This is a genomic window from Enterococcus spodopteracolus (assembly GCF_030441955.1).
In the GTDB taxonomy this organism is placed as follows: domain Bacteria; phylum Bacillota; class Bacilli; order Lactobacillales; family Enterococcaceae; genus Enterococcus_B; species Enterococcus_B spodopteracolus.
Map to the genome: position 1 here is coordinate 1 of NZ_JARJHD010000006.1, position 25,821 is coordinate 25,821.

General features: G+C 35.5%; 26 protein-coding genes. 6 read left to right on the plus strand and 20 right to left on the minus strand.

Annotated elements, in window-relative coordinates:
- Positions 1-777: D-serine ammonia-lyase (gene dsdA / locus P3R27_RS08705; RefSeq protein WP_301399076.1), on the plus strand; the 777-nt coding region annotated here is incomplete at its 5' end.
- Between the two features lie 148 nt (positions 778-925).
- Here dsdA and P3R27_RS08710 read toward each other — a convergent pair.
- The 3 genes from P3R27_RS08710 to P3R27_RS08720 all read right to left on the minus strand — a co-directional run bounded on the left by P3R27_RS08710 (position 926) and on the right by P3R27_RS08720 (position 3,438).
- On the minus strand, positions 926-1,231 hold the full coding sequence (locus tag P3R27_RS08710; RefSeq protein ID WP_034690942.1) for a hypothetical protein: 306 nt from the start codon (positions 1,229-1,231) through the stop codon (positions 926-928).
- Positions 1,232-2,386: 1,155 nt separating this feature from the next.
- Positions 2,387-2,662, minus strand: coding sequence for a hypothetical protein (locus P3R27_RS08715; RefSeq protein WP_034690918.1), 276 nt, complete (start codon positions 2,660-2,662; stop codon positions 2,387-2,389).
- Positions 2,663-2,745: 83 nt separating this feature from the next.
- Positions 2,746-3,438 (minus strand): DNA-directed RNA polymerase subunit omega, encoded by a 693-nt coding sequence (locus P3R27_RS08720; RefSeq protein ID WP_126134033.1) that lies wholly within the window; start codon positions 3,436-3,438, stop codon positions 2,746-2,748.
- Between the two features lie 210 nt (positions 3,439-3,648).
- On the opposite strand from P3R27_RS08720, the gene P3R27_RS08725 reads away from it, so the two are divergent.
- Together P3R27_RS08725 and apf are read left to right on the plus strand one after the other, a co-directional pair.
- Positions 3,649-3,861: a DUF378 domain-containing protein gene (locus P3R27_RS08725; RefSeq protein WP_010735711.1), complete on the plus strand. Its 213-nt coding sequence runs from the start codon at positions 3,649-3,651 to the stop codon at positions 3,859-3,861.
- A gap of 402 nt (positions 3,862-4,263) precedes the next feature.
- Positions 4,264-4,896: an aggregation-promoting factor gene (gene apf / locus P3R27_RS08730; RefSeq protein ID WP_301357381.1), complete on the plus strand. Its 633-nt coding sequence runs from the start codon at positions 4,264-4,266 to the stop codon at positions 4,894-4,896.
- A 113-nt stretch (positions 4,897-5,009) separates the two neighbouring features.
- Here the strand turns inward: apf and P3R27_RS08735 are convergent, their stop codons facing one another.
- The 8 genes from P3R27_RS08735 to P3R27_RS08770 all read right to left on the minus strand — a co-directional run bounded on the left by P3R27_RS08735 (position 5,010) and on the right by P3R27_RS08770 (position 13,510).
- Entirely contained in the window at positions 5,010-5,534 is a 525-nt protein-coding gene (locus P3R27_RS08735; protein ID WP_034687842.1) for a hypothetical protein, read from the minus strand.
- A gap of 98 nt (positions 5,535-5,632) precedes the next feature.
- On the minus strand, positions 5,633-6,235 hold the full coding sequence (locus P3R27_RS08740) for a hypothetical protein (protein WP_034687844.1): 603 nt from the start codon (positions 6,233-6,235) through the stop codon (positions 5,633-5,635).
- Positions 6,236-6,276: 41 nt separating this feature from the next.
- Entirely contained in the window at positions 6,277-6,615 is a 339-nt protein-coding gene (locus tag P3R27_RS08745; RefSeq protein ID WP_034687846.1) for an LPXTG cell wall anchor domain-containing protein, read from the minus strand.
- Between the two features lie 369 nt (positions 6,616-6,984).
- A complete protein-coding gene (locus tag P3R27_RS08750; RefSeq protein WP_034687847.1) occupies positions 6,985-8,457 on the minus strand; it encodes an AcpB/EbpR/MafR family transcriptional regulator in 1,473 nt (490 codons plus the stop codon).
- A gap of 331 nt (positions 8,458-8,788) precedes the next feature.
- Complete coding sequence (locus P3R27_RS08755) at positions 8,789-10,273, minus strand: AcpB/EbpR/MafR family transcriptional regulator (protein WP_034687849.1); 1,485 nt, start codon at positions 10,271-10,273, stop codon at positions 8,789-8,791.
- Between the two features lie 409 nt (positions 10,274-10,682).
- Positions 10,683-11,630, minus strand: coding sequence for an ABC transporter ATP-binding protein (locus P3R27_RS08760; protein WP_034687851.1), 948 nt, complete (start codon positions 11,628-11,630; stop codon positions 10,683-10,685).
- The gene (locus P3R27_RS08765) at positions 11,627-13,165 is read right to left on the minus strand and encodes an ABC transporter permease/substrate-binding protein (protein WP_301357523.1); all 1,539 of its coding nucleotides are present in this window, start codon (positions 13,163-13,165) and stop codon (positions 11,627-11,629) included. Before P3R27_RS08765 ends, P3R27_RS08760 begins: the two co-directional genes overlap by 4 nt.
- 129 nt (positions 13,166-13,294) lie before the next feature.
- Positions 13,295-13,510, minus strand: coding sequence for a hypothetical protein (locus tag P3R27_RS08770; protein ID WP_034687855.1), 216 nt, complete (start codon positions 13,508-13,510; stop codon positions 13,295-13,297).
- 504 nt (positions 13,511-14,014) lie between these two features.
- Between P3R27_RS08770 and P3R27_RS08775 the strand changes: the two genes are divergently transcribed.
- A complete protein-coding gene (locus tag P3R27_RS08775) occupies positions 14,015-14,680 on the plus strand; it encodes a YitT family protein (protein WP_034687857.1) in 666 nt (221 codons plus the stop codon).
- 201 nt (positions 14,681-14,881) lie between these two features.
- On the opposite strand, the gene P3R27_RS08780 is transcribed toward P3R27_RS08775, so the two are convergent.
- The 5 genes from P3R27_RS08780 to P3R27_RS15140 all read right to left on the minus strand — a co-directional run bounded on the left by P3R27_RS08780 (position 14,882) and on the right by P3R27_RS15140 (position 19,050).
- Positions 14,882-15,859 (minus strand): zinc-binding alcohol dehydrogenase family protein, encoded by a 978-nt coding sequence (locus P3R27_RS08780; RefSeq protein ID WP_404830964.1) that lies wholly within the window; start codon positions 15,857-15,859, stop codon positions 14,882-14,884.
- 154 nt (positions 15,860-16,013) lie between these two features.
- Positions 16,014-16,706: a hypothetical protein gene (locus P3R27_RS08785; protein ID WP_126134030.1), complete on the minus strand. Its 693-nt coding sequence runs from the start codon at positions 16,704-16,706 to the stop codon at positions 16,014-16,016.
- Between the two features lie 62 nt (positions 16,707-16,768).
- On the minus strand, positions 16,769-17,737 hold the full coding sequence (locus P3R27_RS08790; protein WP_034687860.1) for a LacI family DNA-binding transcriptional regulator: 969 nt from the start codon (positions 17,735-17,737) through the stop codon (positions 16,769-16,771).
- Positions 17,738-17,893: 156 nt separating this feature from the next.
- Positions 17,894-18,655, minus strand: a complete 762-nt coding sequence (locus P3R27_RS08795) for an alpha/beta fold hydrolase (protein WP_034687862.1) — start codon at positions 18,653-18,655, stop codon at positions 17,894-17,896.
- A gap of 8 nt (positions 18,656-18,663) precedes the next feature.
- Positions 18,664-19,050 (minus strand): hypothetical protein, encoded by a 387-nt coding sequence (locus P3R27_RS15140; protein WP_034687864.1) that lies wholly within the window; start codon positions 19,048-19,050, stop codon positions 18,664-18,666.
- Positions 19,051-19,187: 137 nt separating this feature from the next.
- Between P3R27_RS15140 and P3R27_RS08800 the strand changes: the two genes are divergently transcribed.
- Complete coding sequence (locus P3R27_RS08800; protein ID WP_034687865.1) at positions 19,188-19,736, plus strand: DUF2179 domain-containing protein; 549 nt, start codon at positions 19,188-19,190, stop codon at positions 19,734-19,736.
- 138 nt (positions 19,737-19,874) lie between these two features.
- On the plus strand, positions 19,875-20,486 hold the full coding sequence (locus P3R27_RS08805; RefSeq protein WP_034687866.1) for a hypothetical protein: 612 nt from the start codon (positions 19,875-19,877) through the stop codon (positions 20,484-20,486).
- Positions 20,487-20,649: 163 nt separating this feature from the next.
- On the opposite strand, the gene P3R27_RS08810 is transcribed toward P3R27_RS08805, so the two are convergent.
- From P3R27_RS08810 to pflB, 4 genes are all read right to left on the minus strand, one after another.
- Entirely contained in the window at positions 20,650-21,501 is an 852-nt protein-coding gene (locus P3R27_RS08810; protein WP_034687868.1) for a DUF1803 domain-containing protein, read from the minus strand.
- 98 nt (positions 21,502-21,599) lie between these two features.
- Positions 21,600-22,526 (minus strand): manganese-dependent inorganic pyrophosphatase, encoded by a 927-nt coding sequence (locus P3R27_RS08815; RefSeq protein WP_034687869.1) that lies wholly within the window; start codon positions 22,524-22,526, stop codon positions 21,600-21,602.
- An 84-nt stretch (positions 22,527-22,610) separates the two neighbouring features.
- On the minus strand, positions 22,611-23,372 hold the full coding sequence (pflA, locus tag P3R27_RS08820; protein WP_019724233.1) for a pyruvate formate-lyase-activating protein: 762 nt from the start codon (positions 23,370-23,372) through the stop codon (positions 22,611-22,613).
- Between the two features lie 203 nt (positions 23,373-23,575).
- Positions 23,576-25,807, minus strand: a complete 2,232-nt coding sequence (gene pflB, locus P3R27_RS08825) for a formate C-acetyltransferase (RefSeq protein ID WP_034687870.1) — start codon at positions 25,805-25,807, stop codon at positions 23,576-23,578.
- Positions 25,808-25,821 lie beyond the last annotated feature (14 nt).

The following is a 25,821-nucleotide window of genomic DNA, read 5'->3' on the forward strand; positions in this document are numbered from 1 at the left end:
TTTCAGACGACTGTCCACATGTCTAATGAAGCAAAAAGCTGGAAAAAGCGTTTGTTGAGAGAAATGGGTGTTGTTGTCAAAGAGTACGAAGGTGATTTTAGCAAAGCTGTAGCTTTAGGGCGAGCAGAAACAGTAAAGAAACCCAACAGTTATTTCATCGATGATGAAGCTTCAAAAGATTTATTTCTAGGATACTCTGTAGCTGCACTGAGACTACAAACTCAATTAAAAGAAAAAAATATTGAAGTCTCCGAAGATCATCCTCTATATGTCCATCTTCCTTGTGGTGTAGGTGGTAGTCCAGGTGGAATTGCCTTTGGATTGTCCTGCATTTTTGGTGATGCTGTAAAAATATTTTTTGTAGAGCCTACTCACGCTCCGTCCATGTTACTTGGCCTGTACACAGGATTACACGACAAAATTTCAGTGCAAGATATTGCAATCGATGGTAAGACAGCTGCTGATGGATTAGCCGTCGGCCGCCCATCGCGTTTAGTCGGCAAAATCATAGAACCGATTTTATATGCTACTTCGACTGTTCAAGATGAAAGATTATATCAATATTTAACATTGCTTGCGGATAGTGAAAACATCTATGTGGAACCTTCATCCACTGCTGGGATTGCATCATTTGTGAATATAAATCGAGCATTCGCATCGAAAAAACCTTGGATAAAGTCTGGCACACACATAATTTGGGGAACGGGTGGTAATATGGTTCCAGAAGAAGAAATGGCTCAATATTACAAAAAAGGATTGTCTTTACTTAATTTCTAATTATGTAACAATAACAGCAAGTTCAAGTTATTAAGCTCGCTAAAAGAACATCGATAACAAAAATACTCAGTTATCGATGTTCTTTTTTTACGGCAATGTTGGGTTACTAGATCATCCCAGGCTAATCTACCTTACATTAGCTAGATTATTATGATTTGATTATTTTTTCATATGGTGTTTTTCTATTTTGAGAATTTCTTTCTTTTTTTGGTTTTACTTTTTGGCTCTTCTTTTCTTTATTATCATTTGACTGTTTATTCTCCTGTTCTTTTCTCTTGTTATTAGATTTTTCTTTTTTCTTAGTACCATTTGTGTCACTACTTTGTTTTTTTCTGGGGATCTGTTGTGATTGCTTTGGCGAATGGCTCTTTGGCTTTTCTGAGACTTTAGGACCACACGCTGCAAAACTAACTGTTGCTAAAATTCCTAGACATGCTAATAAAAATTTCTTCATATTGACCACTCCTATTATTTTTTTTGTACACTTAGAGTGTATAAAAAAGAATAAATTAAACGGTGTCTATTTGCTTAAACCATTGATAAGAAACGCTTACATTGCTGTCACATTAATTTTTAAACATCCATAGATATGTTTAAATGATTAAAAATATTTCTATTTAGCACGTTACAGAAATAAACAAATTCATATCTTTACAATGCATGAACTTTTTATGAAAATTTTTTTGTTTTAAACAATTTTGCTAAATTTAGTTTTCTTGCTGTCCGAAATGATTCATTAGCTCCAAACTTTTACAAAGAAAAATTAGGAGGTTATTGTATTAAACGCTAGTCGATTAAATACTTCGTCCAAACCGATCATCTTATTTTTTATCGGTGGATTAGGTACATTGTTTTCTTTTTTCAATCTAGCTGATTTTCTAGTTTTTAATGTAGGAATATTGGAACCGTCGATGCCAATACATGTCTATAGCTTTTATCATATCTTATCAGTAAATGCTTCAAACCTTTTATTTTTTTCAGCCAATCAAATATATTTAGCTCTAATCGTTCTTACAATCACGGTTCCAGTTGCTATGCTCTTAATAAATATTAAACAAAATAATTTAAAATAAGATTCAATATTTTTACTCCTATTAAATCTAATTTTTTCACTTCTAATTATTTACCTACTATTTTTCTTTAAATAAGTGGTCCAATTGACATTATATTTTCTGTAAAACTAACTATATTATTATAGAAAAAATACCTACTCCAAAGAGTAGGTATTAAAAAAACCGTATGGTTAGGATTGTATAATTCTTTTGTTATCTAAAATACGTATAATATAATTAGTAAAGAGAGTATTGATATGCATGCTATCCCACTTCCCCCAGAAGTTTTTAGCTATTGATACTCTCTTTTGTAATGGCGCCTACTGGTAGCTTAACCCTGACTTAAAATCATTGCAAGAACTTGTCGTTTGGTTAAGAATATTTAAAATTTGATCAATTCTAATTAGCCAAAAAGAAAAAGCTCTCTTAAACGAAAAAGCTCATTTGAAAAGAAACATAGAAAATGAGCAGAAAAACATTGCTACTTGTGAAAAAAAGATTACTTCTATTAAGAAGTAATCCATTCGTCCTTGATATCTGGCATTGATTTTGTACTTTCATTTGATGATCTTTTGTTTAGGGAAGAGACTATTTTCAAAAGCGACAACAATATTTGTTTTTTCTAATACCGTGTAGTCTTTGACGACAAATTGCTTACGGTTATTATAGTAGCCTTTCACAAATATCTTCATTCCTTCATCTACATCGGCAATAAAATTAAGACTATAATTAGCAATCAAGCAATTCTCTGAGCCTAAAGTAAAACGAATCAGTGGTCGTTCCCCTAATTTGATTGTTCTGATTTTTGAGACCGATCCATATTTTCTTTCCATTGTCATCTCTCCCCTCATCCCTATTATACGAACGAACGTTCCGTTTTACAAGTGATTTTCCTTGAAAAAAGTATCGTTAAAGTCTACTTATTCACTTGACGATCAACGATTTGTTGAGACTTTGCCGCTGTTAGCTTTGCATCGTTTCTCGCTTTTTCTAATTGTGCGATATAACTTCTCAAATTACTATTTTCTGCTGAAATAGTTTCTAATTGTTTCTTCGTGGTTGCTAAATCAGTTTGTAAATTTGTTTTTTCTCGATTTAATTGGCTGATTTGTTCGTTTAACTGATTGACAGTACTTTGCATCTCTGTATATTTACCCTGGATTTCTTGGAGTCTAGTATTCCATTGACTATTTAGGGTATTGATTTCGTTTATTTTTTGAGTTATTTCATTGATCTTATTATTGATTTCGATTTGTTTGTCATTTAGTTGGTTTTCTTTACTGGTTAATTGGTTTTGTAAATTTGCATGTTCAGCAACCAATTGGCTTTTTTGCGTCTCCAAGTCAGTGATCTTTGTTTGGTATTCTTGCGCTTTTGTTTGTATATTTTGAAGATCTTGATTTTTTATTACTAATTGACTATTCAAGTCAGTGATTTGTTGGTTATGGCTTGTTAACTGTTGATCAAGTTTTTCTAAATTTTCGTTGATCTTACTGATATCAGATTCCCCACCCCAGAATAAAACTTCTCCTGCAAACCGTGTGCCCGTATAACCAATAGCCCCTAGCAACAATGCAATCAATCCAGTAATCATCCATTTTTTTTTCATGTTCTTCTCCTTAATAAATATTATTATTTTATAACCAGCTAAATCTAATCTTTTACTTGTCTATTGTCAAGACATATCTGTTTTAAATTTTCAAATTCTATAAAACGTTGAAATGAATGGACTATAAATTAAATTACAAGCAATATTTTAGTACAAATTCTTTAATTGTTTTATAATAATAGTATGTCATATAGGAAAGGGGTAATTTCAATGAAAACATTAGATATGATTGCTTTAACATTGTTGATTGTTGGAGGATTGAACTGGTTGTTAGTCGGTTTATTAGAATTTGATTTAGTTGCGACGATTGCAGGCGGCTCTACAACTATTTTAGCTAAAGCTATATATATTATTGTCGGGATTTGTGCTATTTATTGTTTGAAATTCTTTCCAATGATCTCCAATCGTGTAGAACATCAATAATTGGGATTTGATTTTTATAGAACATGGGGCAAACATTTGCTCCATGTTTTTTTATTTGATTAACTCCTTTGTATTGACATCAACAGCCTTAAGAATAGCTATTATGACTGATTGATATCCAGCCATTTTATCTTCTAAAATAGGAAAAAAACATATTTATTACGCACTTAATATTTTCTTAACTAATTTTTCTTATCAAAAAACGAGAACATACATTCTTTTAATTAAAGGAAAGAAAGCGTTTTTCGATTACATATGTTTCGTTGAATATTACAAAAAAGGTAGCTTTGTCATAAACTGTTACGTTTTTATCACCTATGAAATGTCTCAACATGGTAAAGTATTACTCGTTAGCGAAAACAGCTAATCAAATAACTTTTTAAAATACGAAGGAGATCTTTCATGAAATCACTTAAAACTATTCTTTTTGGAACAACTTTGGCCGCCGGCGCTGCATTATTTATGGGTACTTCTGCACACGCAGACGAAGCCTACACTGTTCAATCAGGTGATACTTTATCAACGATTTCTCAAAAATACGTTGGTGACAACTCCTTGATCCAAACAATTGCCGAAGCTAACTCAATCTCAAACATTCACCTGATTTTTTCAGGTCAAGAATTAACTATTCCTACTGGTGAGCAAGCAGCTGCTCCTGTCGCTACTCAAACACCTGTGGAACCTGTTCAAGAAACAGCTCCAGTTGTGGAAACACCTGTTGTGGAACAAGCACCTGTAGTAGAACAAGCGCCTGTTGTGGAACAAGCGCCTGTTGTGGAACAAGCACCAGCTACTGAAGTCGCTGTTTCAACTGGCACGAACGATGCCAAAGAATGGATCGCACAAAAAGAATCTAGCGGTTCTTATACAGCAACAAACGGACGTTATATCGGCCGTTACCAATTAGACTCTTCTTACTTGAACGGTGACTACTCTGCTGCCAATCAAGAAAGAGTGGCAGAACAATACGTTGCTTCTCGTTATGGTTCTTGGGATGCAGCCAAAGCTTTCTGGTTAGCTAACGGTTGGTACTAAGTACGGTTTAGCTTTGAGTTAAAAGCTAAATAAATAAAAAATGGAAGGCTCGAAAATAGATTATCTATTTTCAGAGCCTTCCATTTTTTATTTATGTTACCATCAATCAGCGATCAACTAATGTTGATTGTACCATCGATTGTTGTTGTATTGACCAATTTTTCTTCATTATAAATATTGTATAAAATTCTAACATCATGACTGCCAGCATCAGGTAGATTTTCAAAAGGGATAGAGTCTATTCGGTTGTTTGGAGGAATCAATCCTGATTTATACAATTGTTTATTATTTGATGCTAGATAGTATTCTACTTGGATATTGAATGCATTCTGACCATTATTACGTACATCGACACTTGCTTTTCCTTCTTTATCAACTTCTATATCATGTTTCAAAAGAATACGCATTTTGTCTTTATCCACTTGATCTTGCATTACTTTCAAAATATCTTCATTACTTAATCTTGACAGATTGTCATCTAAATCAGGCAATCCTGCCACTACTTGAGGAGGAGATTGATTAAAATAAAAGTATCCGCCGATCCCTGCTACAAGACATAGGAGTAGCAAAGAAAACAAGATATAAGTTCTCTTCTTTTTACTATGATTCTTTTTTTCAATATTATTACTATGTGCCATTTTTCTCAACCTCCTTTCTCAAATTATAACTGAAAAGTCTGTCATTCAGACTCTTTCTACTAAAATAGGTAATGGAATACTTATCAACTTTGCTAAGATTAGTTAGCTAATGCAGAAAAATGGAATGACATCGTGTATGCAGGTGTCACAATAACATCTTGTTGGAAAGGACTAGTGATTGCGCCTTCAAATTTCAAGGATTTGGTTTGTCCTGTATCGATAGTTGTCAAGTAAGTACGAGTATTCAAGAACTGTCCCGAAGCACTTTGTAAACGAACCGCTGCTTCATTTAGTGGTGTAAAGAACAAATCTTGAGTGATTCCAGTTGAGCTTGTCTCCGCAAAGCTATCTACTTCGATCATCACTCTATGTGAAGTTGAATTATTTGTCATTGCATATAATGGGGAAACGATCTCTGGTTGAGGCGTTCCGTCTTCTGCCATCGCATTTGCATATCTTACAGTCGTTGGGATCGTAATGTCGATATAGCGTTTATCTTCTGGATCAACTGGATCCCATTCTCCGATCCACCCTGAAACTTTAACATCAGCTTTATCATCATTTTTGATCGTTTGCCCCGGCGAATTGTCAGGTTGACCAGGAATCCATCCTAAATCATTGGCAGCAACATTCATTGATCCAAATCCCAAAGCGCTTAATAAAACTGTGGATACAATCGCTAAATTACTTAGCTTCTTCATATTGAATTTCTCTCCTTGCTGAAATAATCTATATTATTTCACTAAATTTTTTGTAGTCGTTCTTCTTTTTGATTGAATGTATAAAACAATCCTATCGAAAAAAGAGTAAGCAATAAACCGATCAAAGCAATTCCATTGGTCAAGCGTTCTCCGGTTTGTGGGAAATTAGAGGAAGAACCTTCACTTTTATTTGGTGTTGAACCTGTAGCTTGCTGTTCTTCATTTTGGGTACTCTGCCATGTGTCGTCTTGATTTTCGGAACTATTACTTAAATCACCGATCGTTGCTTCGACATGAACTGTTTGTATTTCTGATTGTTGAGCATGATAGACAGTTGGACTCATAAAGCATAACAGCAACACACCTATCATGTAATACATCGTCTTTTTTATCTTAACCTTCACCTCCTAATATAAACGACACGATTCCCACAAAACAATTATCCTTAAAAAACCAGCACTTTTAAAACCAAGTTTTACCGCCAGTTTGGTAAATAAAATAAGAATATATAGTTATTTATTTTAGTAACAAATATAATCCTGGCTTACAATAATTGACCAATACCCCATATATAAAAGTGATAAGATAGCATTATAGAGTCCTTATGAAACCAATAAATAACATATTATTTTAACCTATCAGTTTGTACTTTTCTTAATAATTCCCACCCAAAGAAATAATTGAGTAATATATCGCGGAACCGAATAAACTATCCTGAAACTATTGCCAACTGATTTTTATATAGTAGATCAAATCTCAGCAAGTTCATCCACTTTGATGTGATAGTACTCGACCAATTTATCAATGATCGCTTCATCTAAATAGTTAGAAATCCCAAGAGTAGGCACTTCAAAATAGTCATTGGAATATATATCTGTCAGAAGACAATCAAACTTCTTTAAATAATCATTTTGTATTTTTGTCGCAGGGTTGAGAATCTCTATATTGATATTATGTCGAAAATAAAATTTGATTTCCTCTTTGAGCATACGCATATGATCATAAGAACTATCTAATAATAGTGCGACATGGAGTTTTATCTTTTGCTTCCGTACTTGTACCCATAGATTTGACCAGGAAGTCAACAACTTGAAGACTGATTGATGGATCATTTCATCTAGATAGCTATGAAATACAGATCCTAATGTCTGATAAATCTCAAAAAATCGGTCTTCTAGATCTTTCACTAGTGTGGGACTGTCTCTTTTTACGTTTTGAAAAAATTCTCGTTTTTTATTATGTAAAATATAGGTGGGTCTTACCATATTCATGGTTGTCCAATAAATATCATGAATCAATTGATCACGATTCTCACAAACTATACCGAACTTATTTTCTAAGTATTCAATTACTTGATTTAGTTTATTTTTTTGATTTACAGCATCAACTTGGACATTTAAATATTGTAATCGTAAAGTTGGATGAATCGGTTGATAAAACTCATAGAAAAGTTGTTGGAGGTTTTCTTCTCTTAAATTGACGGCAAAATTTTCATTGATACGTCTTAAAAGTTCTGTTTCATTTGAGAAATGTTGGAAAATAAACGGTACATTCCTCGATAACAACTGATAATCTTGCTTCAAACGAATAAAAAAAATAAATAAATGAAATTTCATATTTCCTAAAAACAAGTGATTATCATTATTGACTAATGCCCAGATCGTATTCTCTTTTACAAATACTTCGATAATATCCGTGATCAAAGAGATATCATCGCTTTTCAGCAAATTCTCAGGTAAATTATATTTTTCTGCAAAGAAGGCAGAAAAAAAATCTCTAATATTCCCTTCATTACCTACAATATCGAGATGATTATTGATTTTAAATTCATATTTACTGATGACTTGATTGATTCGATTAATAATACGTGATACTTGTGTTTCAGATATGTATAAACTATCACTTAGGTCGTCTTTTGAACTTACTCTTCTAAAAAATAGTGTCTCAAGTAAGGTATATTCCAAACTTTTACTCAAAATTTTTGAATAGATGAATGCTTTGGGTGTTTTCAGATTTTTCTTTAGCAATACTCCTGATCTAAAGGAGGTTTCAATTGTCAACGGTGCAATCATCTCATTGATTTGTGAAAGATCATTTCGAGTTGTTTTTTCTGAGCTTTCGATCATTTCGGCTAATTCAGCTGTCGTCATCCACTGAGTATCCCATAATATTTCCAAAATCTTCAACTGACGTTTCAAACGTCCATCTAAGATTTCTCTCATTTCGTTTCCACCTCTCCCAACAAAAAATATTGAACGTCTACATTATTTTTAACATAATGATTTATCTAAAAATAATCTCAATCTACCGACTGCTTGGTAAAATAACGTTAGAACTTATAGGTAGATGTAATGAAAATGTCAACAATTCTATCATTCAAAAAATTGGTATATTTTAAAAATATTAAGGTATTCTCATTGATTCAGTGATCATTCTGTTTATAACCATTTTCAAAACAGATGTTTATCAATAATTTTTTGCTTTTTTATTAATTAAGAACAAGAAAAGATATGCCAGTATAGACATATCTAATAAATTGGATCATTAAACAGATTATATCACAAGTTCTTTTCTAAATAACTTCATACTTTCCTTTCTTTTTATGATAAAAGTATGTAATTTGTGAATGAACTCATTGTCGAAATAATGCGGGATGCCGATCACCCTCGGTTGTTCGATGGACCCTCGGATTGTACAAACATCTGTCAACACACAGTCATATTTTTCTAATTTTACTTGGCTGAACAGATCAAATGGTGACAAGATATCAACGGAGTACGTACTTCTAAAATGTATTTCGATTTCTTCCTTCAACATACGCAAATGACCAATAGGAACATCCAAGATCAATGCAGCTTTGATCTGATGGGTCTTTTTCATCTCGATCCTAAAATCAGACCACTGTGTAACCAAACTATATATCGATTGATACACCATATTTTTCTTATCAAACGGTTTAAGTTCAAGTTCTTCATATATTTCTGCAAAACACTCCCTTATTTCAAACATGATTGTTTGATTTTCATCCATTAATTCTAAAACAAATTCTTCAAGCACATTGTTCAATATGAAAGTCGGTCCAGTGATTCGAAAACTACTCCATAAAATGTCAGAAATCAATGTATCACTATGGGAGCACTCGATATTAAATCGTTGAGATAAATCTTTGATCAGTCGTTCAATTTTACTATGTAAGGAGGATTGGAAAATACCAAACTGTTGACAAGCTCCGATCACTTTAAAAGGTTCGCAATAGTTGGCAAATAAGTTGTATAATATGTCTTCATTTAGTTCAATTTCAAAATATTCTTTATATTTACGTTTTAATTCTTCATCATTCAAAATGATTTTGTAGCTAAAAACAGTTGCTTTTTTTTCTATAAAAGCCCCTTGCTTGCATCGATATAGAGCAGCTAGTACTTTCAAGTGTATTTTATTTAATAAAAAATGATGCTGGTCATTCGTTTCAATGATCGTTATGTTTTCCTCACAAAAACGTTGGATCAATTGATCGATCAAATCAAACTCTTCTTTTAAAAGAAGCGTTTGTGCTGAAAGATATTTTTCATACATCAAACTAGCAAATAATTTACGAATATTTATCTCTGAACCTACAATTGTCAATTCATGACTGATTTGTATTGAAAATTTTTCTAAAACTGAATTTAGTTTGGTCAGTAAGCGGTTCAACTGTGTCTCTGAGATAAACAAGCAATCACATAACTCACCTTTAGAAAGCTTCGGATTGAAGAAAATTTCTTCGATGATCTGGCATTCGATGCAATTTTGTAAAAACAAAGAATAAAGATGTGTTTTTGAGACTCCAAGTGTTTTATCCAAGAAAACACCGTGTTTAAAAGATGTTTCAATTGTAAGTGGTTTGATTATCTCATTTAAATGTTTGATATCCGTTCGTATCGTCTTTTCGACTCCCCCGATGACTTGGACAATTTTCGATACGGTCAACCATTCATTCTCCCACAGCAATTCTAATAAAGCTAATTGCCTTGTACTTTGTTTATTTAATATTCCTTTCATTTTACTCCCCCAAATCTAATAAAAAAGCACAGTAATAAACAAAAAAAATAACACCCCGTCTGTGATTTTTTCAATTTTTTCTTATATGATTATTCAATTTTCATTTAGATTTATCATTGAAATAAGATTTCAAAAAATATATGTACTATTACTTAATTATAAGTTTAAAATATAAATCGTCTTATGTCTATAAGAAAAATGAAGCTAACGTTAGATATTTTTAATTTACGGTTAAATAATATTAGTAATAATAAATGATCGAATAAAAGCATCCTAAAATCAACGCCTTCATTCGATCATATCTTTCTTTGATATTCTAATATGTTTTTAAATAACTTTTATTGAACTACTACTTCTTTGTGTCCAGTTATCTAAATAAGTCATAGTTCACCTGTCTAAAACATTCAAATCAACTCTGCTTTCCACTTAGAAATGCAAAGACATTTTCTCTGGAGATCGATCCAATCGGAATTTCTTGTTTATAGATGTTGACTGTTTCGACAGCTTCTAGTTGAGCAAATAATTGTTTTAATGGTGTATCAAGCTGAATCACTCTTCTTTGTTCAGTGATCTCTTTCTCAAAAAAACCAGCAAGTATAAGTTGTTCAACTGTCTGATCTTTTTCTTGGATCGATTCCTCGAAGAAACTACGTACAAAGTCATTCTTAGGATGCATCAATAATTGTCCTGGTGTATCACATTGGATCAATACCCCTTCTTTCATCACAGCAATGCGATCCCCTAGTTTAATTGCTTCTTCCATGTTATGGGTAACAAAAACAATCGTCGTACCTAATTCTTTATGAAGTGATAAAACAAGCTCCTGCAAGGAAGTTCTTGATAGAGGGTCCAACGCACTGAAAGGCTCATCCATCAAGATCACTTCAGGATTGGCTGCTAACGCCCGAATGATCCCTACACGCTGTTGTTCTCCTCCAGACAATTCTTGTGGCATTCGATCACGATAGACATCGGGATCTAAACCAACTTTTGCCAGTAACTGATCCGAAGTCTCGGCTCGTTTTTGTTTTTCCCAGCCTAACATTTCAGGGATCACTTCGATATTCTGTTTGACAGTCATCGTCGGAAACAATGCAATCTGTTGCAAGACATATCCCATTTGCCAACGCATTTTTTGCAAGTTATAGTCCTTTAATGATTTACCTTTGAAATATACCTCACCGTCACTTGGTAAAGAGAGCCCATTGATCATTTTTAGTGAAGTTGTCTTTCCACTTCCCGAAGGACCTACCAATACAAAGATCTCTCCCTCATTGATCGAAAGGTCTAATTGTCTAATTGCATACTTGTCATTAAAGGTTTTTTGGACGTTTTTAAATTCAATCAGTTCGGTCAATTGTTATCCTCCTTCACTAAACTTTGGTCAACCAAAAATTGTCGTGCCACTTCAGCTGGTTGTTTTTTCTCGACATTTACTTGGTAATTCATCGTTTGCATCTGTTCTTCCGTTATTTTACCGCTAAGTTTCTCTAAAGCTGCCACGACTTCTGGATGATCATTGGCAAAATCTTCATTCATCAATGGTGCGCCTTGGTAGGTAGGGAACAAGCCTCGGTCATCTTCTAAGACGATTAAATCGTATTGTTTCAGTTCACTGTCGGTAGAATAGGCATCAACTACATTGACATCACCATTATTTATTGCTTGGTAACGCAAACTAGGTTCCATGCTTTGGACACTCGGAAAATCTAACTGATAAAGTTCTTGTATCTCTTTGTACCCATCCGCACGGTCGATAAATTCTAACGTGAACCCTGCCTTGATTTGATTCTCGATTTTAGCTAAATCCGAAATTGATTTTAATTGGTGTTCATCCGCAAAGTCACGTTTAACAGCCAGAGCATATGTGTTTTGATAAGCCATCGGACTTAAAAGTGTCATTGAGAACTGTTCATTTAACAGTCTATTGGCCTCATGATAAGTTTCTTCCTTTGTTAATTTTTGGTCCTTGATTGATTCCGGAACTGTAACCAAACTCTCTAATACTGTTCCAGTAAACTCAGGATAAATATCAATTTGTTTGTTTTCTAAAGCGCTGAATAAAAAACTGGTTTTACCGAAATTCGGTTTTAATTCGACTTCCGCTTCGGTTTCTTCTTCGATCAATCCTTTGTACATCTGGATCAATATATCTGGTTCTGCACCAAGCTTACCGGCAATCGTGATTTTCTCTTGTTTTAAGAAACCAGTTTGATATATGGAAGCACCTGCGACTAAAGTCAAAATCAAGCCTAAAGTGATCATCGTATAACGAGGTTTCAAGTGTTGTAATAGACGGATCAAGCTACTGAAAATAATCGCTAACAAGGCAGAGCTGATTGCGCCGATCAAAGTTAAAACAGGTGTATTCCGATCGATCCCTAGTAAGATAAATGTTCCTAGCCCGCCAGCACCGATCAAGGCTGCTAATGTCGCTGTACCAATGATCAATACCAACGCTGTGCGGATACCTGAGATAATGACAGGCAGCGCGATGGGTAACTCTACTTTGATCAATCTTCGAAAACGAGACATCCCAAAAGCAACTGCTGCTTCTTCGATTGATGGATCAATTTCTGCTAATCCTATATAAGTGCTTTGAAATATCGGTAATAAGGCATATAAGATCAAGGCGATCAACGCCGGTAAAGTGCCGATCCCTACAAATGGAATCAATAATCCTAAAAGTGCAAGTGAGGGAATGGTTTGTAGCACACTCGTTACTTGTAACAAAAATTCTGCCATTCTTTTATGGTTGACTGCCCAAATAGCAAGTGGGATCGCAATCACTGCGGCAATCAATAATGCAATCAATGAAATAGATAAGTGCTGAAATGTTGCTGCGAATAATTCTTCTTTTCTCTCACTGAGCGTTTCGATAAACGTATTCATATGACCTTCCTTTCTGTTCTCCTTTAAGTATAAACATAGCGAAGTAAAACCCCAACTAAGTTGTTTTAAAAAAAACTTGCAATCGACTAGATGGTGAGAAGTGATTGCAAGTTTTGTTTTTGTATTTAGTTATTTTGAATCGTACGTAGCTCTATGTTGATAGAAGATTTTTTCATACCTGCGTTTTCGTTCATTTTGTCGATACTTTTTTTCATCCCACATCACAAACCATAATACAAACGAAGGTAAAAAAATCAATAATGCTGTTTGTAACCCATAATTACCTATAATAATTCCGAAAAATAAAATCAACAACATCGCACCAAAACGTCTCATTGATTGCATCTCTGATCACCTCTATTATTTTATACCGAACAATGGTTCGCTCTTTCATTATACGAACTATTGTTCCCGTTGCAAAGTAGAAGTTGGAATTAAAAAAAAACAGCCAGTAACTTTTAAAATCTCGTGGGGGAGATACTTGTTTACTGGCTTGTTCAATAATTATTATACTTTAAGTTGTGTGTCAGTGACCAAAAAAGTAAAAATCGGTTGTTTTAACATCATAATCGTTAAATTTAATAAAATAATTTATATTTTTTTATCTTTAAATACATTTTTTTATTGATCACACTATTTTATTCACTATTTTTTTATCCCCTAAATTATACAATACATATTTTTACAGAGAATCATTTTTGCTTTAAATGATTGTTTTACAAGGAATGATTGACCGAAATAAAATACACTTCATCATGTATATTTTTTCTATTTACCTATTGAATTTATAGAGCCATTCAGTGTAATATAAAGATTGCTGAAAATTTTCAAAAAGAAAAGAGGTTAGAGATGAAACAAGTAAAATTCTTATTAGACTTATGTGGAATTATTTTTGGGGCTGCTCTTTATGGATTAGCGGTTACCGGAATCAATCTCCCTTCAAAATTAGCTGATGGTGGTGTCACAGGAATTGCTCTTTTACTTAATCATTTATTTGGCTTTGCGCCTTCCATCACCTCACTGATCATAAATTTACCTTTATTGCTGATTTCCTTGTTTATTTTTGGAAAACATGCATTTATTCGAACGATCGTCGGAACATTTTCTCTGGTCTTCTTCTTGCATGTATGGGAAAATTTAAATGTCCACTTTGCTGTTGGAAATCTTTTAGTGAATAGTCTAATGACTGGCATTCTCTCGGGAATCGGTTGTGGCTTAGTTTTTCGTTTTGGTGGCAGCACTGGCGGAACAGATATCGTTTATCAAGCAATTGAAAAATATTACCATGTGAATATCGGGAAAAGTCTATTTATTATCACGTTTGGGATTTTAGTTGTGTCTTTGTTGTATTTGGATTTTACGCATTTTGCTTATACTCTTTTGAGTTGCTCAATTTTATCTTATACATTGAATAAAGTGAAGTACTTCCGCTTCGCTAATCCTTTCAAAAAAATCACAGCTCCATCCCCAACAGTCAATCAATTAGAACCTGTGGAAGATTCATATATAGATTGAACTCTTACCATAAAAAGCAACTGAGGTCGGAACAGAAGTGTTTGTTTATCGCCGTTTATTTGGTTTTAGGTGGTGCGAGAGAAACAATGTTCCAGACACAGTTGCTTTTTATAGTCATTCTTACTACTTGTCTTATCGATCCATTTTTCCACCGATGGTTTTGAACCCACCTGACAGAACGACTTTTCCTTGCTGGCTACCTTAACTCACCAGCTTCATCGCATGTTCAAGTGAAGCTCGGCTGATACCATCTGAGTAAACAGTTGTTACGTGGCTATGAAGTTTATTTTCTTCAAATAACTTTGTCAATGTCTCTAGGATTGTGCCTTGTGTTGCGATTTCTTTATTATGATCTGTTTTCGTGAAAACATACTCCCAATGGAAGCTGATTGAATCATTTTTATATTCATTCCAATCGATTTTCGCTTTTGTATTAACGATCATTCCGATATGCCCTAAAGGTTGAATGATTTTTTTTATTTCTGGTAGATAAGATTCAATATCATACAACACTGCGATATAGTCAACACCATCGCTCCCAGCTTGTTTTAACTGGTCATAAAGAGAATGATGGTAATCTATTGGAACATCTACGCCATTTTTTTCAAGCCATCCAAAATTTTGAGGACTAGCGGTTGCATACACTTTCATACCTGTCCACTTCGCTAGTTGCGTCATGATCGAACCAACACCACCTCCTCCATTGATCACCAAAAGCTCTTTTCCTTCATTTGCTTTTTCTTGAGGAACTAACTGAAATTTTTCAAATAGCAATTCATAGGCAGTGAGTGCAGTCAAGGGGATTCCAGCAGCGGCTTCGTCGCTAAGATTCTTAGGAGCTTTTGCAGCGATCCGTGCATCAACGATTTGATACTCTTGTTGACTCCCTTCACGTTGAGTCGTTCCTGCATAATAGACACGGTCATTCAGCTCAAACCCCTTTACAGCCGCGCCCATTTCCCGTACATAACCCACACTATCATAGCCGAGCACAGTGAACGTTTCTTCTTTGACGATTTCTCTTCGCTTTGTATCTACAGGATTGATCGAAAGTGCTACAACTTCGATCAATAAGTCATGTTCGTCAGGTTTTGGTACCATAGTATCTTCTTCAATCAATTGCGGATAAGGGGTCTTATAAGTAAAACCAAACCTTTTCATTGATGAGGGTCTATTTATCATTTTCCTGTTCCTTTCTACTGCAATAATATAGTTAGTCAAAAAAAAGCTGTTCCGCTCCAACATCCAGACATTTTTTTACAGGTCCTGCCTGTTTCTTATTTGTCTGGATGTTTGAAGGAACAACTTTTTCTCATACTTGATTACTCACTACTTATTGGAAATAACCATTGCCTTTCAAGGAATTACCTTGGTCATTGATCAGGCCTTCCAGCGAACGATCTAATACTCCATGAGTTTTCTTACTTGAACTTTTCTCTTGGTTCATTGTTACACCTTGTTTTCCATCATAGGGTGTATTTTCTGTTTCAAATAAAAGATACGCATTCTTTTCTTTTTTGATCGAAGCGAGCAATTCTTCTTCAGAGATTTTATTTTTCTTCGGATCAGAAATGATCGAAGCTGGTACGTATTTAGGTACAAAATAAGAACGTTCTCTTCCCGAACTATTGAATACACTTCGTGATTGGCTTGTTTTTTCTTGTGTTGGTCTCTGCTCTGAAGGGCTGGCATGACGAGTATAGCCAAAATTCGTCTGACTGTTTCGTTTTGTTTGTGTTTTTTTACTCTGTCTATAGTCTGGCAAATTTTGTTTATGTTTTGCTAGATTTGCTTTTTGTGTCGAAGCATGCCGAACATTGACTGTCGAATGAGGATTTTTTTGATTTTTTGAATAATCCTCAAAATGAAATTCATTGATTTGCTCGAACAATGGTTTGTCGCTTGTATCGGTCATCAGATCATCTTGTCCGTCAAACAGCACACGCCTATTTTCATTTTTTAACTTTACACCTATGTGATCATCGTATGCAGGAAAGCGAAAATGTTTTCGTTTGATTTCTGTCATGTAAACCATCCTTTTTAAGTGGACTTTCTCTTATAATAGCACAAATCGTCTATTTTCTATAGCTAAGCGTTAGTCTTATTTAACTTTCTTGTCGTTTCACGAATGATCAATTCTGGGAAAAAGTGACGGTAGCCTTGGCTTGCTCCTTTTTCAGTAATTTTCTTTAATAACATTTCGCCGCACACTTCCCCCATACGAATGATGTCTTGTTTAACGGTAGTCAGTTTTGGGGAACTAATTTGATCAAGAAATACGCCATCAAAACCAATAACGCCAAATTGTTCGGGTAACTGTCCGCCCACTTGTGTGATGCCACGAACGATACCAAGCGCTAAACGATCAGAACTGCAAACAAAACACGTTTTATCTAAAAATTCGTCCCAATGTTCTGTGATATATTTTTCTGGTGTGGTTGAATGATTATCAAAACGCAGCATTTTCGGAGTTAGCCCAGCCTCTTCCATCACTTTTAGATAGCCCGCTTCTCTAGATAGTTCAAAAGGTTCTGCCTCATCAATGCCGATATAAACAACCGTTTGATAACCAACTTCTAAGGCATATTGTGTCGCTTTGGCAGTCCCATATTGATTATCGCTATCAACATAATCATAGCCCATACGATTTTCACCAAATAACACGACTGGCTTTTCTAGACGATTGATCCAATCAAAATCTCTTTGACGCACGCCAGTGATGATATAACCATCGCAGGACCCAACGTCAAAAGCATCGTTGGTCACTAATTGCAAGGAATAGTGCTCTTTACCAATTCTTTTAGCAATCCCCATGAGTAGATTCATATAATAGGGTTCCGTGGTATCGATTTCCTCAAGTATAAACAACTTGATGATCTGTGAACGGTTCGAAACTAACGCTTTTGCTGCAATATTCGGACGATAATCCAATTCAGCCATGGCTGTAAAAACTAGTTCCTTTAGCTCATCAGTGACTTGTTCTGGATGATTGATCACCCGAGAAACCGTCATTTTTGAGACATTTGCTCGTTTAGCTACATCTGCCAATGTTGGCATAAAATCTCCCCTTCCATGCCTAATTCCATAACTATAGTCATTATAACAAAGATTCGTGCTAAAAAAGAGCAACTCTCACGTCGTTCTGAAAAAAAGTCTATCAAAGAAAAAAATTTCTCTTTGATAGACTTTTTACCTATTTAAACCTCTTACTTACTATATAGACGTAGCCATCATTTGGCTCAAAAAAACCGCTGCTTCATCCATCAATGGGACTTCTACCATATGACGTTTTTCCGAAGAAGCACGAAAGACAATTCCCTTACCATAAGGCTTATCTTGGTTTTTTTCGACAAATTTAGATACTTGTCGAAAAGGAATCTTTTCATCTTTTTCACCATGCCAGAAAAATAAAGGACGACCTGCTAATTTTTCTGGTTGTAAAGATAGATCATAATGGTTGACCCAAGAAATCAAATCAAAGTAGTCAACGGGCAACTTGTACTGAAATTCTTTTGCCCTATGTGAGATTTCTTCACCATATTCAAGTGGTGCTGGTGATCCCATCAAACAAATTCCGCCAGTGATTTCTGGGTGTTTGGCTAGCAATGCACAAGTGGTCATTCCACCCATTGACACACCACCCACAGCTAATTTATCTGAAAGAAGTTCACGTTTTTTTAGATGTTCAATCAATGTATCAAACTCGAATAGATTCCCGTAGATACTACTCCAAAAAGTAAAGGAAGGAATTTTTGAAACCGGTTGTTTACGCTCGCCATGATTCATCGCATCTGGAAGCAAAACTCGCATCCCTTTCTTAGCCATTTTTCTACCTTGAGTCAATACAAGTTCCTTGCTTGTCTGCCAACCATGATAGTAGATCACTACTGGGATTTTCTCTGTCTTCAACTCTTTTTTGACAACTTCTAATACGGGTATGTTTTTGATGGTTCGTTTCAAAATAATTGGATTCACTGATTGATTCACCTGATTTTCATTAAATTCGTTGACCGTAAAGTCAACCATAAACTTAGCATGACTTGTACAAGGCATAGTAGCCCAAATGTAATAGTATAAAAATCCATCCTCTTAACAAAGAATAACATGGCGAATATTCCTATGGTTCCTAATCCTATGGATAAGGCTGGAGAAATCGACATTTTAAAGAAGCTAGCCACACTACCAAAAATATTACCAATAAACACCATTAGAAAAAGAAAAATACTTAATATTACCCCATCAGTTAGTGAGATTGGGAATAACAAGGAATTCGCTTCAATGGGTTGTTGGATCGCATGAGTCCCTAAATACATACTGAGAAAAATACTACATATATGACTGACTCCAATGACCCTATTCATTCGCTTCATCGCGCTCACCTGACTCTCTTTATAATTCTATTATAATCATTTTATCATTTTTTTAAAGTAATAAACGTTTATTCTTTTCTTCAATCGCATTATTTCTGATATGATGAACATAGACGCTACTGAAAGGAGTTCTTATTATGTTCGATCCAAAAATGTTAGCGATGATCTTTTTCATTAATTTCGCTTACATCACATTAAATACCTTACGCTTTATGTTGACCATGAAAGGCTATCGCTACATCGCTCCATTAGTAAGTATGGTTGAGATCACTATTTATATCGTTGGTTTATCTCTGGTTTTAGACCGCTTAGATAATCCATTGAATTTATTCGTTTACGCATTAGGCTATGCTGTTGGGATCAGTGTTGGGATTGCCATTGAAGATAAATTAGCACTAGGATATATCATGGTAACGACGATCCTACCAGCAAATACTTCAGAGGATAAAAATTTACCGATCATTCTTCGACAAAATGGGTTTGGAGTAACACAAACGTCCGCAACGGGTTTAGAAGGTGAGCGGTTAGTCCTTGAGATTTTATCTCCACGTAAAAGTGAACGTGAGCTTTATCGCTTGATCAAAGAAGTCGAAGAACGCGCCTTTATTATCTCCTACGAACCAAAATATATTTCTGGCGGATTTTGGACAAAGAAAGTGCGGAAACGTCGAAGCGATGTGAAATGAATATTCACGAAGTAGGCGATGATCGGAACAATTTATTTCATCCGACCATCGTCTATTTATTTGTTTTATTAAAAACCATCGACAATTCCTCATCATTTTGTTATTATATTGTATATCATTAAATTTATGGGAGTACTTATGGAAATACAACAAAAAACAACGACCTATCTACATTGGGGATCTGTTTTTGCCGTTTTGAATGCTTTACTTTTTTTCTTTTATGCTTATTTTAAGACTTCAAGCATCCCATGCAATTCATTTGGCTGGTTATTGCTTGACCATTCCGAGCTAAACCAATCGACTGACAACCCAACATTCTTGATTCTTTCTACTTTCTGCGGCTTTATCTTCTCGTTATGTTTTGCCGCCTATTTTGCAAAAAAAAAGATGAATACATTTAATGAAGTAAATATAATTTTCGTGATACTGAAATCACTGAACCTTTTAACAGCTATGCTCTATACGGTTGATCAAGATTCACTTTTTTTCTTCATTATTAACGGTTTAGTTGTGATTTTAACGATATTTATTTTCTTTATTTTTTCATTGATCACCAAGCAATTAAGAATGCCAATGGTCATACAAACCAGCACCTTTTTCTGTTTTTGTTATAGTCTCGTAGCACTATTCATCCTAGCCTTTGCGCCATCGATCAATTCTGCCAATATCCAAATCACTAGTAATGTTCTAGATATCTTGTTTATTGGGAATTTGGCTTATATGATGCGGCATTTTCGTACAACAGCATGAGCCTAATGAGATCTGTACAGGAATGTTTAGCCTCGAAAAATCAGGCAGCATCCACAAAAATTATTTCCTAATTTTTGTGGATGCTGCCTGATTTTTCGAAGAGGTTCCTTCTGTTCCCACTTTTTTCGGTTTTAGTCGGTGGAGTCCCCCACAATTGTTGAGGTCATATTTTCTTGATATAAGAATACGATTTTAAATCCAATTGCTGCATGACTTCGACCAACGCTTGTTCTTTAATAAAGGCGGCTTGCATCGGTGTCTCCGTTGAAGGTTCATATTTTTGTAGCAATGCGTCATTCCTATCCTCTGTTACAGGCAAGAGCAATTGATATTGCTCCTGTTGGACAACAACCCCCGCTAATAATAAAGCATCTAAAAAAATCGACTCACGGCGTTTTTTGTATTTGTTTTCACAAATCCGTTCGATAATCACTTCTATTTGGTCAAAAAAATAGGTTTCATTCACATCGCCAATCAACTGGCCTAGTACCTGAAATTCCTCAGATAGTGGAGTTTGCTGTTTTTGAAGGTGGAAGTACGTTGGTAAAGATACCACCTCTTCTCCTTGGGTGAGCGTCCTGAAACGATAGTTTTCATTTCCTGCTTCCAACCGCACAATCGTAGGGACTGAAAAAGTAGTTGCATAAAAATAAGGAGATGTTCTTTCATGACAGAAATCCCAAATTTCTTCTGATAAGAAGAGATTTCTACGGTGTTCTGGTTGTTTCATTAATTCATTGACCAATTCTTTAGTCAGTTGATTGATCTCTGTTTGGAAATCTCCTTGGTCATAGACCGGAAAAGCACAGCGATAGCGGCGATTTTCTCGGAGGATCAAACCACTATCGATCATTTGATCAAGAAAGTGTTCCATTTTCTTTTGGGGAAATGCTTTCTTTAATTGGCGTAAAATCACCTCTTGCGAGCCTTGTTCGATCAAATAGTCGATCATTGGTTGGAAGAGGGGATGTTCAATTAGTTTTCGTTTGTTCTCTAAAGAATAAAAATATTGCATATCTGTTTACCTGCTTTCTATGTGACACCTTGAATGAAAAAAGCGGGAGGTCCCAGTCAACTGGTTACACTCCCACTCCCTTCTTCCAATCTCATTGCCTAATTGAAAACTTCTGTTAATTGAGGTACCACTTGTTTTTTACGTGAAACGACCCCTTGTAAAAATGCGCGATTGTTTTCTAACTTCACGCCAAAAGCTTGTTCAACTTGTTCTTTTCTTTCGCCAGCAATCAATAATTCTGAGTTGCTGTTCAAGATGTCTGTTACAACAAGAACAAAAAGATCATAACCATTCGTCGCGATCTCTGTTTGCATAGCAGTTTCAAGTTCAGCTTGACGATCCATTACTTCATTTAGATCAACTGTATTGATTTGAGCGATACGAACACTTGCTTCACCCATAGGGAAACTTTTCGCGTCTAGATCAAGTAATACTTCTGCTGGTTTATCATTTAGATTTGTACCTGCTTTCAACATGTCTAAACCATACGCCTCTAAGTCTACACCAGAGATTTCAACTAGCTCTTTTGCAGCCAATTGATCTGCTTCTGTTGAAGTTGGTGATTTGAACAACAATGTATCTGAAATGATTGCTGATAACATGATTCCAGCGATTTCTTTCGGAATCTCAATTTGATTTTCTTTAAATAATTTTAAAATGATCGTACTTGTACAACCTACTGGCTCAGCACGATAATACAATGGATTCGCTGTTTCAAAGTTGGCGATACGATGATGGTCAACTACTGCTAAAATCGTAGCTTCCGCAATATCTACTACGCTTTGTTGGAATTCATTATGATCGACAAGCATGACATCTGCTTGCTCCTCTTTGATCGATGTGATCACACGAGGCGCCTCTAATTTGAAGTAATCTAGTGCAAATTGTGTTTCTTCACTTGGCGTGCCTAAAGCGACAGGCTCAGCATTTACTCCTAATTGATTTTGCAAATATGAAAACGCAATCGCTGCTCCAATTGCATCTGTATCAGGATTTTGATGACCAAAAACTAAAACTTTTGACATTTGACTCGCTCCTTTTTGTTTTCTCCTATTCAATAATAGCAAAAAAACGGAAAGAAGCAATACTTATCTTCCTTCCGTTCGCGTCTATCTGGTTAAATACTTTGTATAATCTTCGATATGAAGAAGACGCTTTGCATTTTCTACTCGTTCTTTTGTCGGTGGTTCGATTCCTTCTAATGGATACGTCAAACCAAGCGTTTCCCATTTGTATTTACCCATTGTATGATAAGGAAGGATTTCCACACGATCGACATTTTCAAGTGTTTTGATGAATGCATCAAGGCGGATCAAATACTCATCATAGTCACTACGTTCTGGGACTAACACATGACGAATCCAGACAGGTTTCTTGATATCTGAAAGATACTGAGCCATTTCTAAGATATTTTCATTGCCCCAATGAGTTAATTTTTTATGTGCTTCGTTATCGATGTGTTTAATATCGAATAACAGTAAGTCCGTATAGTTCATCAACTCTTCAAAACGAGAAAAGAAAGGCTCATCATGGCTAAATGGTTTTCCACATGTGTCGATTGTTGTATGAATACCACGTTCTTTCGCCTTTTGGAATAATTCAATCAGAAAATCGATCTGCAATAAAGGTTCACCACCACTGATCGTGATCCCTCCTTGTTTACCCCAATAAGAACGGTAACGTTCTGCTTGGTCTAAAATTGCATCTGCGGTATATTCTTTTCCTCCACCAATATTCCAGGTGTCTGGATTATGGCAAAATTCACAACGCATGCGACAACCTTGCATGAAGACGACAAAGCGAACGCCTGGTCCATCTACAGACCCAAATGTTTCAATCGAATGGACATAGCCTTTTGTTTGTTCTTCCATTTTTAATCACTTCTTTTCTTTAGTTTCTTTCGTTATGAGCCACGGACAATGTTACGACTTCTCAACACGCTGTGAAGAGGAGAACTATCTGCTTGCCTCTAACAAGATATACATCCTTTTTTTACATACATATAGTTGTAAAAAAGGAAGACAAAAGCTCATGCGGAACTTTTGCCTTTCCTTTTTACACTGCATTAATTGTCTTACATTCTGTCGTGTGATGTTCTCATTAATACGTCTAATTGTTGTTCTCTTGTCAAGTCACGGAATTTAACCGCATATCCAGAAACACGGATCGTCAAGTTTGGATATTTCATTGGGTTTTCCATTGCATCACGCAATAAGTCATTACTGAATACGTTCACGTTCAAGTGGTATGCTCCTCTTGAGAAGTAACCATCTAAGACGTTACGTAAGTTGTCGATTCTTGTTTCTTCATCTTTCCCTAAACCGGAAGGGTTGATTGTTTGTGTATTAGAGATACCATCACGAGCGTGTGCATAGTTAAATTTCGCAGTTGAGTTCAAGCTTGCAAGTAACCCATTTTGTTCTGCTTGATAACTTGGGTTTGCACCAGGTGCTAAAGGTCTACCAGCTTCACGTCCGTCAGGTGTATTGCCTGTATTTTTTCCGTAAACGACATTTGATGTAATCGTTAATAATGAAGTTGTCGGAGTTGAATTACGGTAAGTTTTATGACGTTTGATTTGACCCATGAAGTATTCTAAGATCCATTCAGCGATCTCATCGGCACGGTCATCGTCATTACCATATTTAGGGAAGTCACCAGCTACTTCAAAGTCAACTGTGATCCCTTTTTCATTACGGATTGGTTTAACTTGTGCATATTTGATTGCAGACAAGCTATCCGCTGCGTGAGAGATACCTGCGATACCTGTCGCAAATGTACGTTTCAAGTCAGTATCCATGACAGCTAATTGTGCTGCTTCATAAGAATATTTGTCGTGCATGTAGTGGATGATGTTTAGCGTATTGACATAAAGCTCAGCTAACCAGTCCATGATGTTCATGAAGTTGTGTTTCACTTCTTCAAAGTCTAATGTGTCACTTGTGATCGGACGATACTCAGGACCTACTTGTGCGCCTGTCATTTCATCCACGCCACCGTTGATCGCATATAATAATGCCTTAGCTAAGTTTGCCCGTGCACCGAAGAATTGCATATCTTTACCAACAACCGTTCCAGATACACAACATGCAATCGCACAGTCATCTGAACCCCATTGTTCACGAAGCAAGTTATCATTTTCAAATTGGATCGAAGAACTTTCGATCGCAATTTTACTTGCATACGTTCTGAAGCCTTCTGGTAAGTTTTCTGAGTATAAAACAGTCAAGTTTGGTTCTGGTGAAGGTCCCATATTTGTCAATGTGTGCAACATACGGAAATCATTTTTTGTCACTAATGAACGTCCGTCTAAGCCCATACCAGCGATTGATAAGGTTGCCCAGATTGGGAAGCCAGAAAACAATTGGTTGTATTCAGGCGTACGTGCAAATTTCACCATACGTAATTTCATTACTAAATGGTCGATTAATTCTTGTGCTTCTTTTTCAGTGATCACACCGTTGTCTAAATCACGTTGGATATAAATGTCTAAGAATGCAGAGATACGTCCGATCGACATAGCTGCACCATTTTGAGATTTGATTGCTGCTAGATAACCAAAGTATAACCATTGAACAGCTTCTTTTGCGTTTGCAGCTGGTTTTGAAATGTCATACCCATATTTTGCAGCCATTTCTTTCATTTGTGCTAATGCACGATATTGTTCTGAAATTTCTTCACGAAGACGGATGACCTCTTCACTCATTGTATGGTAGCCTGTATTGTCATGGTCTTTTTTCTTTTGAGCCATTAAATAGTCGATTCCGTACAATGCGATACGACGGTAGTCACCGATGATGCGGCCACGTCCGTAAGCGTCAGGAAGTCCAGTGATGATCTTGTTTTTACGTGCAGCACGCATTTCTGCGGTATAAGCATCGAATACACCTTGGTTATGTGTTTTTCTCCAGTCTGTGAAAATGTGTGTTAACTCTTCATTTGGCTCATAGCCGTTACTTGTTAACGCATGATTCGCCATGTTGATGCCACCAAATGGCATGAATGCTTGTTTCAAAGGAGTTTCAGTTTGCAGACCGACGATTTGTTCTAAATCTTTGTCTAGGTATCCCGCCTCGTGAGAAGTGATTGTTGATACGACATCTGTATCCATGTCATACACACCATTACGTTCAAATTGGATATCATTCAATTTTTGTAATTTTTCCCACAAATTTTCTGTTGCTTCAGTAGGTTTTTCTAAAAAGCTGTCATCACCGCGGTATTCTGTATAGTTGTTTTGAATAAAGTCACGTGTATCCACGCCTTCTTTCCACTTAGTTCCTTTAAATCCATTCCATTGTTCCATCGTATGGACCTCCC

Coding starts and splice junctions, on each gene's coding strand:
- P3R27_RS08740 (WP_034687844.1), bottom strand. CDS start 6,235: ATGAAGAAGCTAAGTAATTTAGCGATTGTATCCACAGTTTTATTAAGC.
- P3R27_RS08785 (WP_126134030.1), bottom strand. CDS start 16,706: ATGACAGAAATCAAACGAAAACATTTTCGCTTTCCTGCATACGATGAT.
- pflA (WP_019724233.1), bottom strand. CDS start 23,372: ATGGAAGAACAAACAAAAGGCTATGTCCATTCGATTGAAACATTTGGG.
- P3R27_RS08735 (WP_034687842.1), bottom strand. CDS start 5,534: ATGGCACATAGTAATAATATTGAAAAAAAGAATCATAGTAAAAAGAAG.
- P3R27_RS08715 (WP_034690918.1), bottom strand. CDS start 2,662: ATGGAAAGAAAATATGGATCGGTCTCAAAAATCAGAACAATCAAATTA.
- P3R27_RS08725 (WP_010735711.1), top strand. CDS start 3,649: ATGAAAACATTAGATATGATTGCTTTAACATTGTTGATTGTTGGAGGA.
- P3R27_RS08800 (WP_034687865.1), top strand. CDS start 19,188: ATGTTCGATCCAAAAATGTTAGCGATGATCTTTTTCATTAATTTCGCT.
- P3R27_RS08810 (WP_034687868.1), bottom strand. CDS start 21,501: ATGCAATATTTTTATTCTTTAGAGAACAAACGAAAACTAATTGAACAT.
- P3R27_RS08770 (WP_034687855.1), bottom strand. CDS start 13,510: ATGCAATCAATGAGACGTTTTGGTGCGATGTTGTTGATTTTATTTTTC.
- P3R27_RS08755 (WP_034687849.1), bottom strand. CDS start 10,273: ATGAAAGGAATATTAAATAAACAAAGTACAAGGCAATTAGCTTTATTA.
- P3R27_RS08750 (WP_034687847.1), bottom strand. CDS start 8,457: ATGAGAGAAATCTTAGATGGACGTTTGAAACGTCAGTTGAAGATTTTG.
- P3R27_RS08815 (WP_034687869.1), bottom strand. CDS start 22,526: ATGTCAAAAGTTTTAGTTTTTGGTCATCAAAATCCTGATACAGATGCA.
- P3R27_RS08745 (WP_034687846.1), bottom strand. CDS start 6,615: ATGTATTACATGATAGGTGTGTTGCTGTTATGCTTTATGAGTCCAACT.
- P3R27_RS08775 (WP_034687857.1), top strand. CDS start 14,015: ATGAAACAAGTAAAATTCTTATTAGACTTATGTGGAATTATTTTTGGG.
- pflB (WP_034687870.1), bottom strand. CDS start 25,807: ATGGAACAATGGAATGGATTTAAAGGAACTAAGTGGAAAGAAGGCGTG.
- apf (WP_301357381.1), top strand. CDS start 4,264: ATGAAATCACTTAAAACTATTCTTTTTGGAACAACTTTGGCCGCCGGC.
- P3R27_RS15140 (WP_034687864.1), bottom strand. CDS start 19,050: ATGAAGCGAATGAATAGGGTCATTGGAGTCAGTCATATATGTAGTATT.
- P3R27_RS08790 (WP_034687860.1), bottom strand. CDS start 17,737: ATGCCAACATTGGCAGATGTAGCTAAACGAGCAAATGTCTCAAAAATG.
- P3R27_RS08765 (WP_301357523.1), bottom strand. CDS start 13,165: ATGAATACGTTTATCGAAACGCTCAGTGAGAGAAAAGAAGAATTATTC.
- P3R27_RS08710 (WP_034690942.1), bottom strand. CDS start 1,231: ATGAAGAAATTTTTATTAGCATGTCTAGGAATTTTAGCAACAGTTAGT.
- P3R27_RS08720 (WP_126134033.1), bottom strand. CDS start 3,438: ATGAAAAAAAAATGGATGATTACTGGATTGATTGCATTGTTGCTAGGG.
- P3R27_RS08805 (WP_034687866.1), top strand. CDS start 19,875: ATGGAAATACAACAAAAAACAACGACCTATCTACATTGGGGATCTGTT.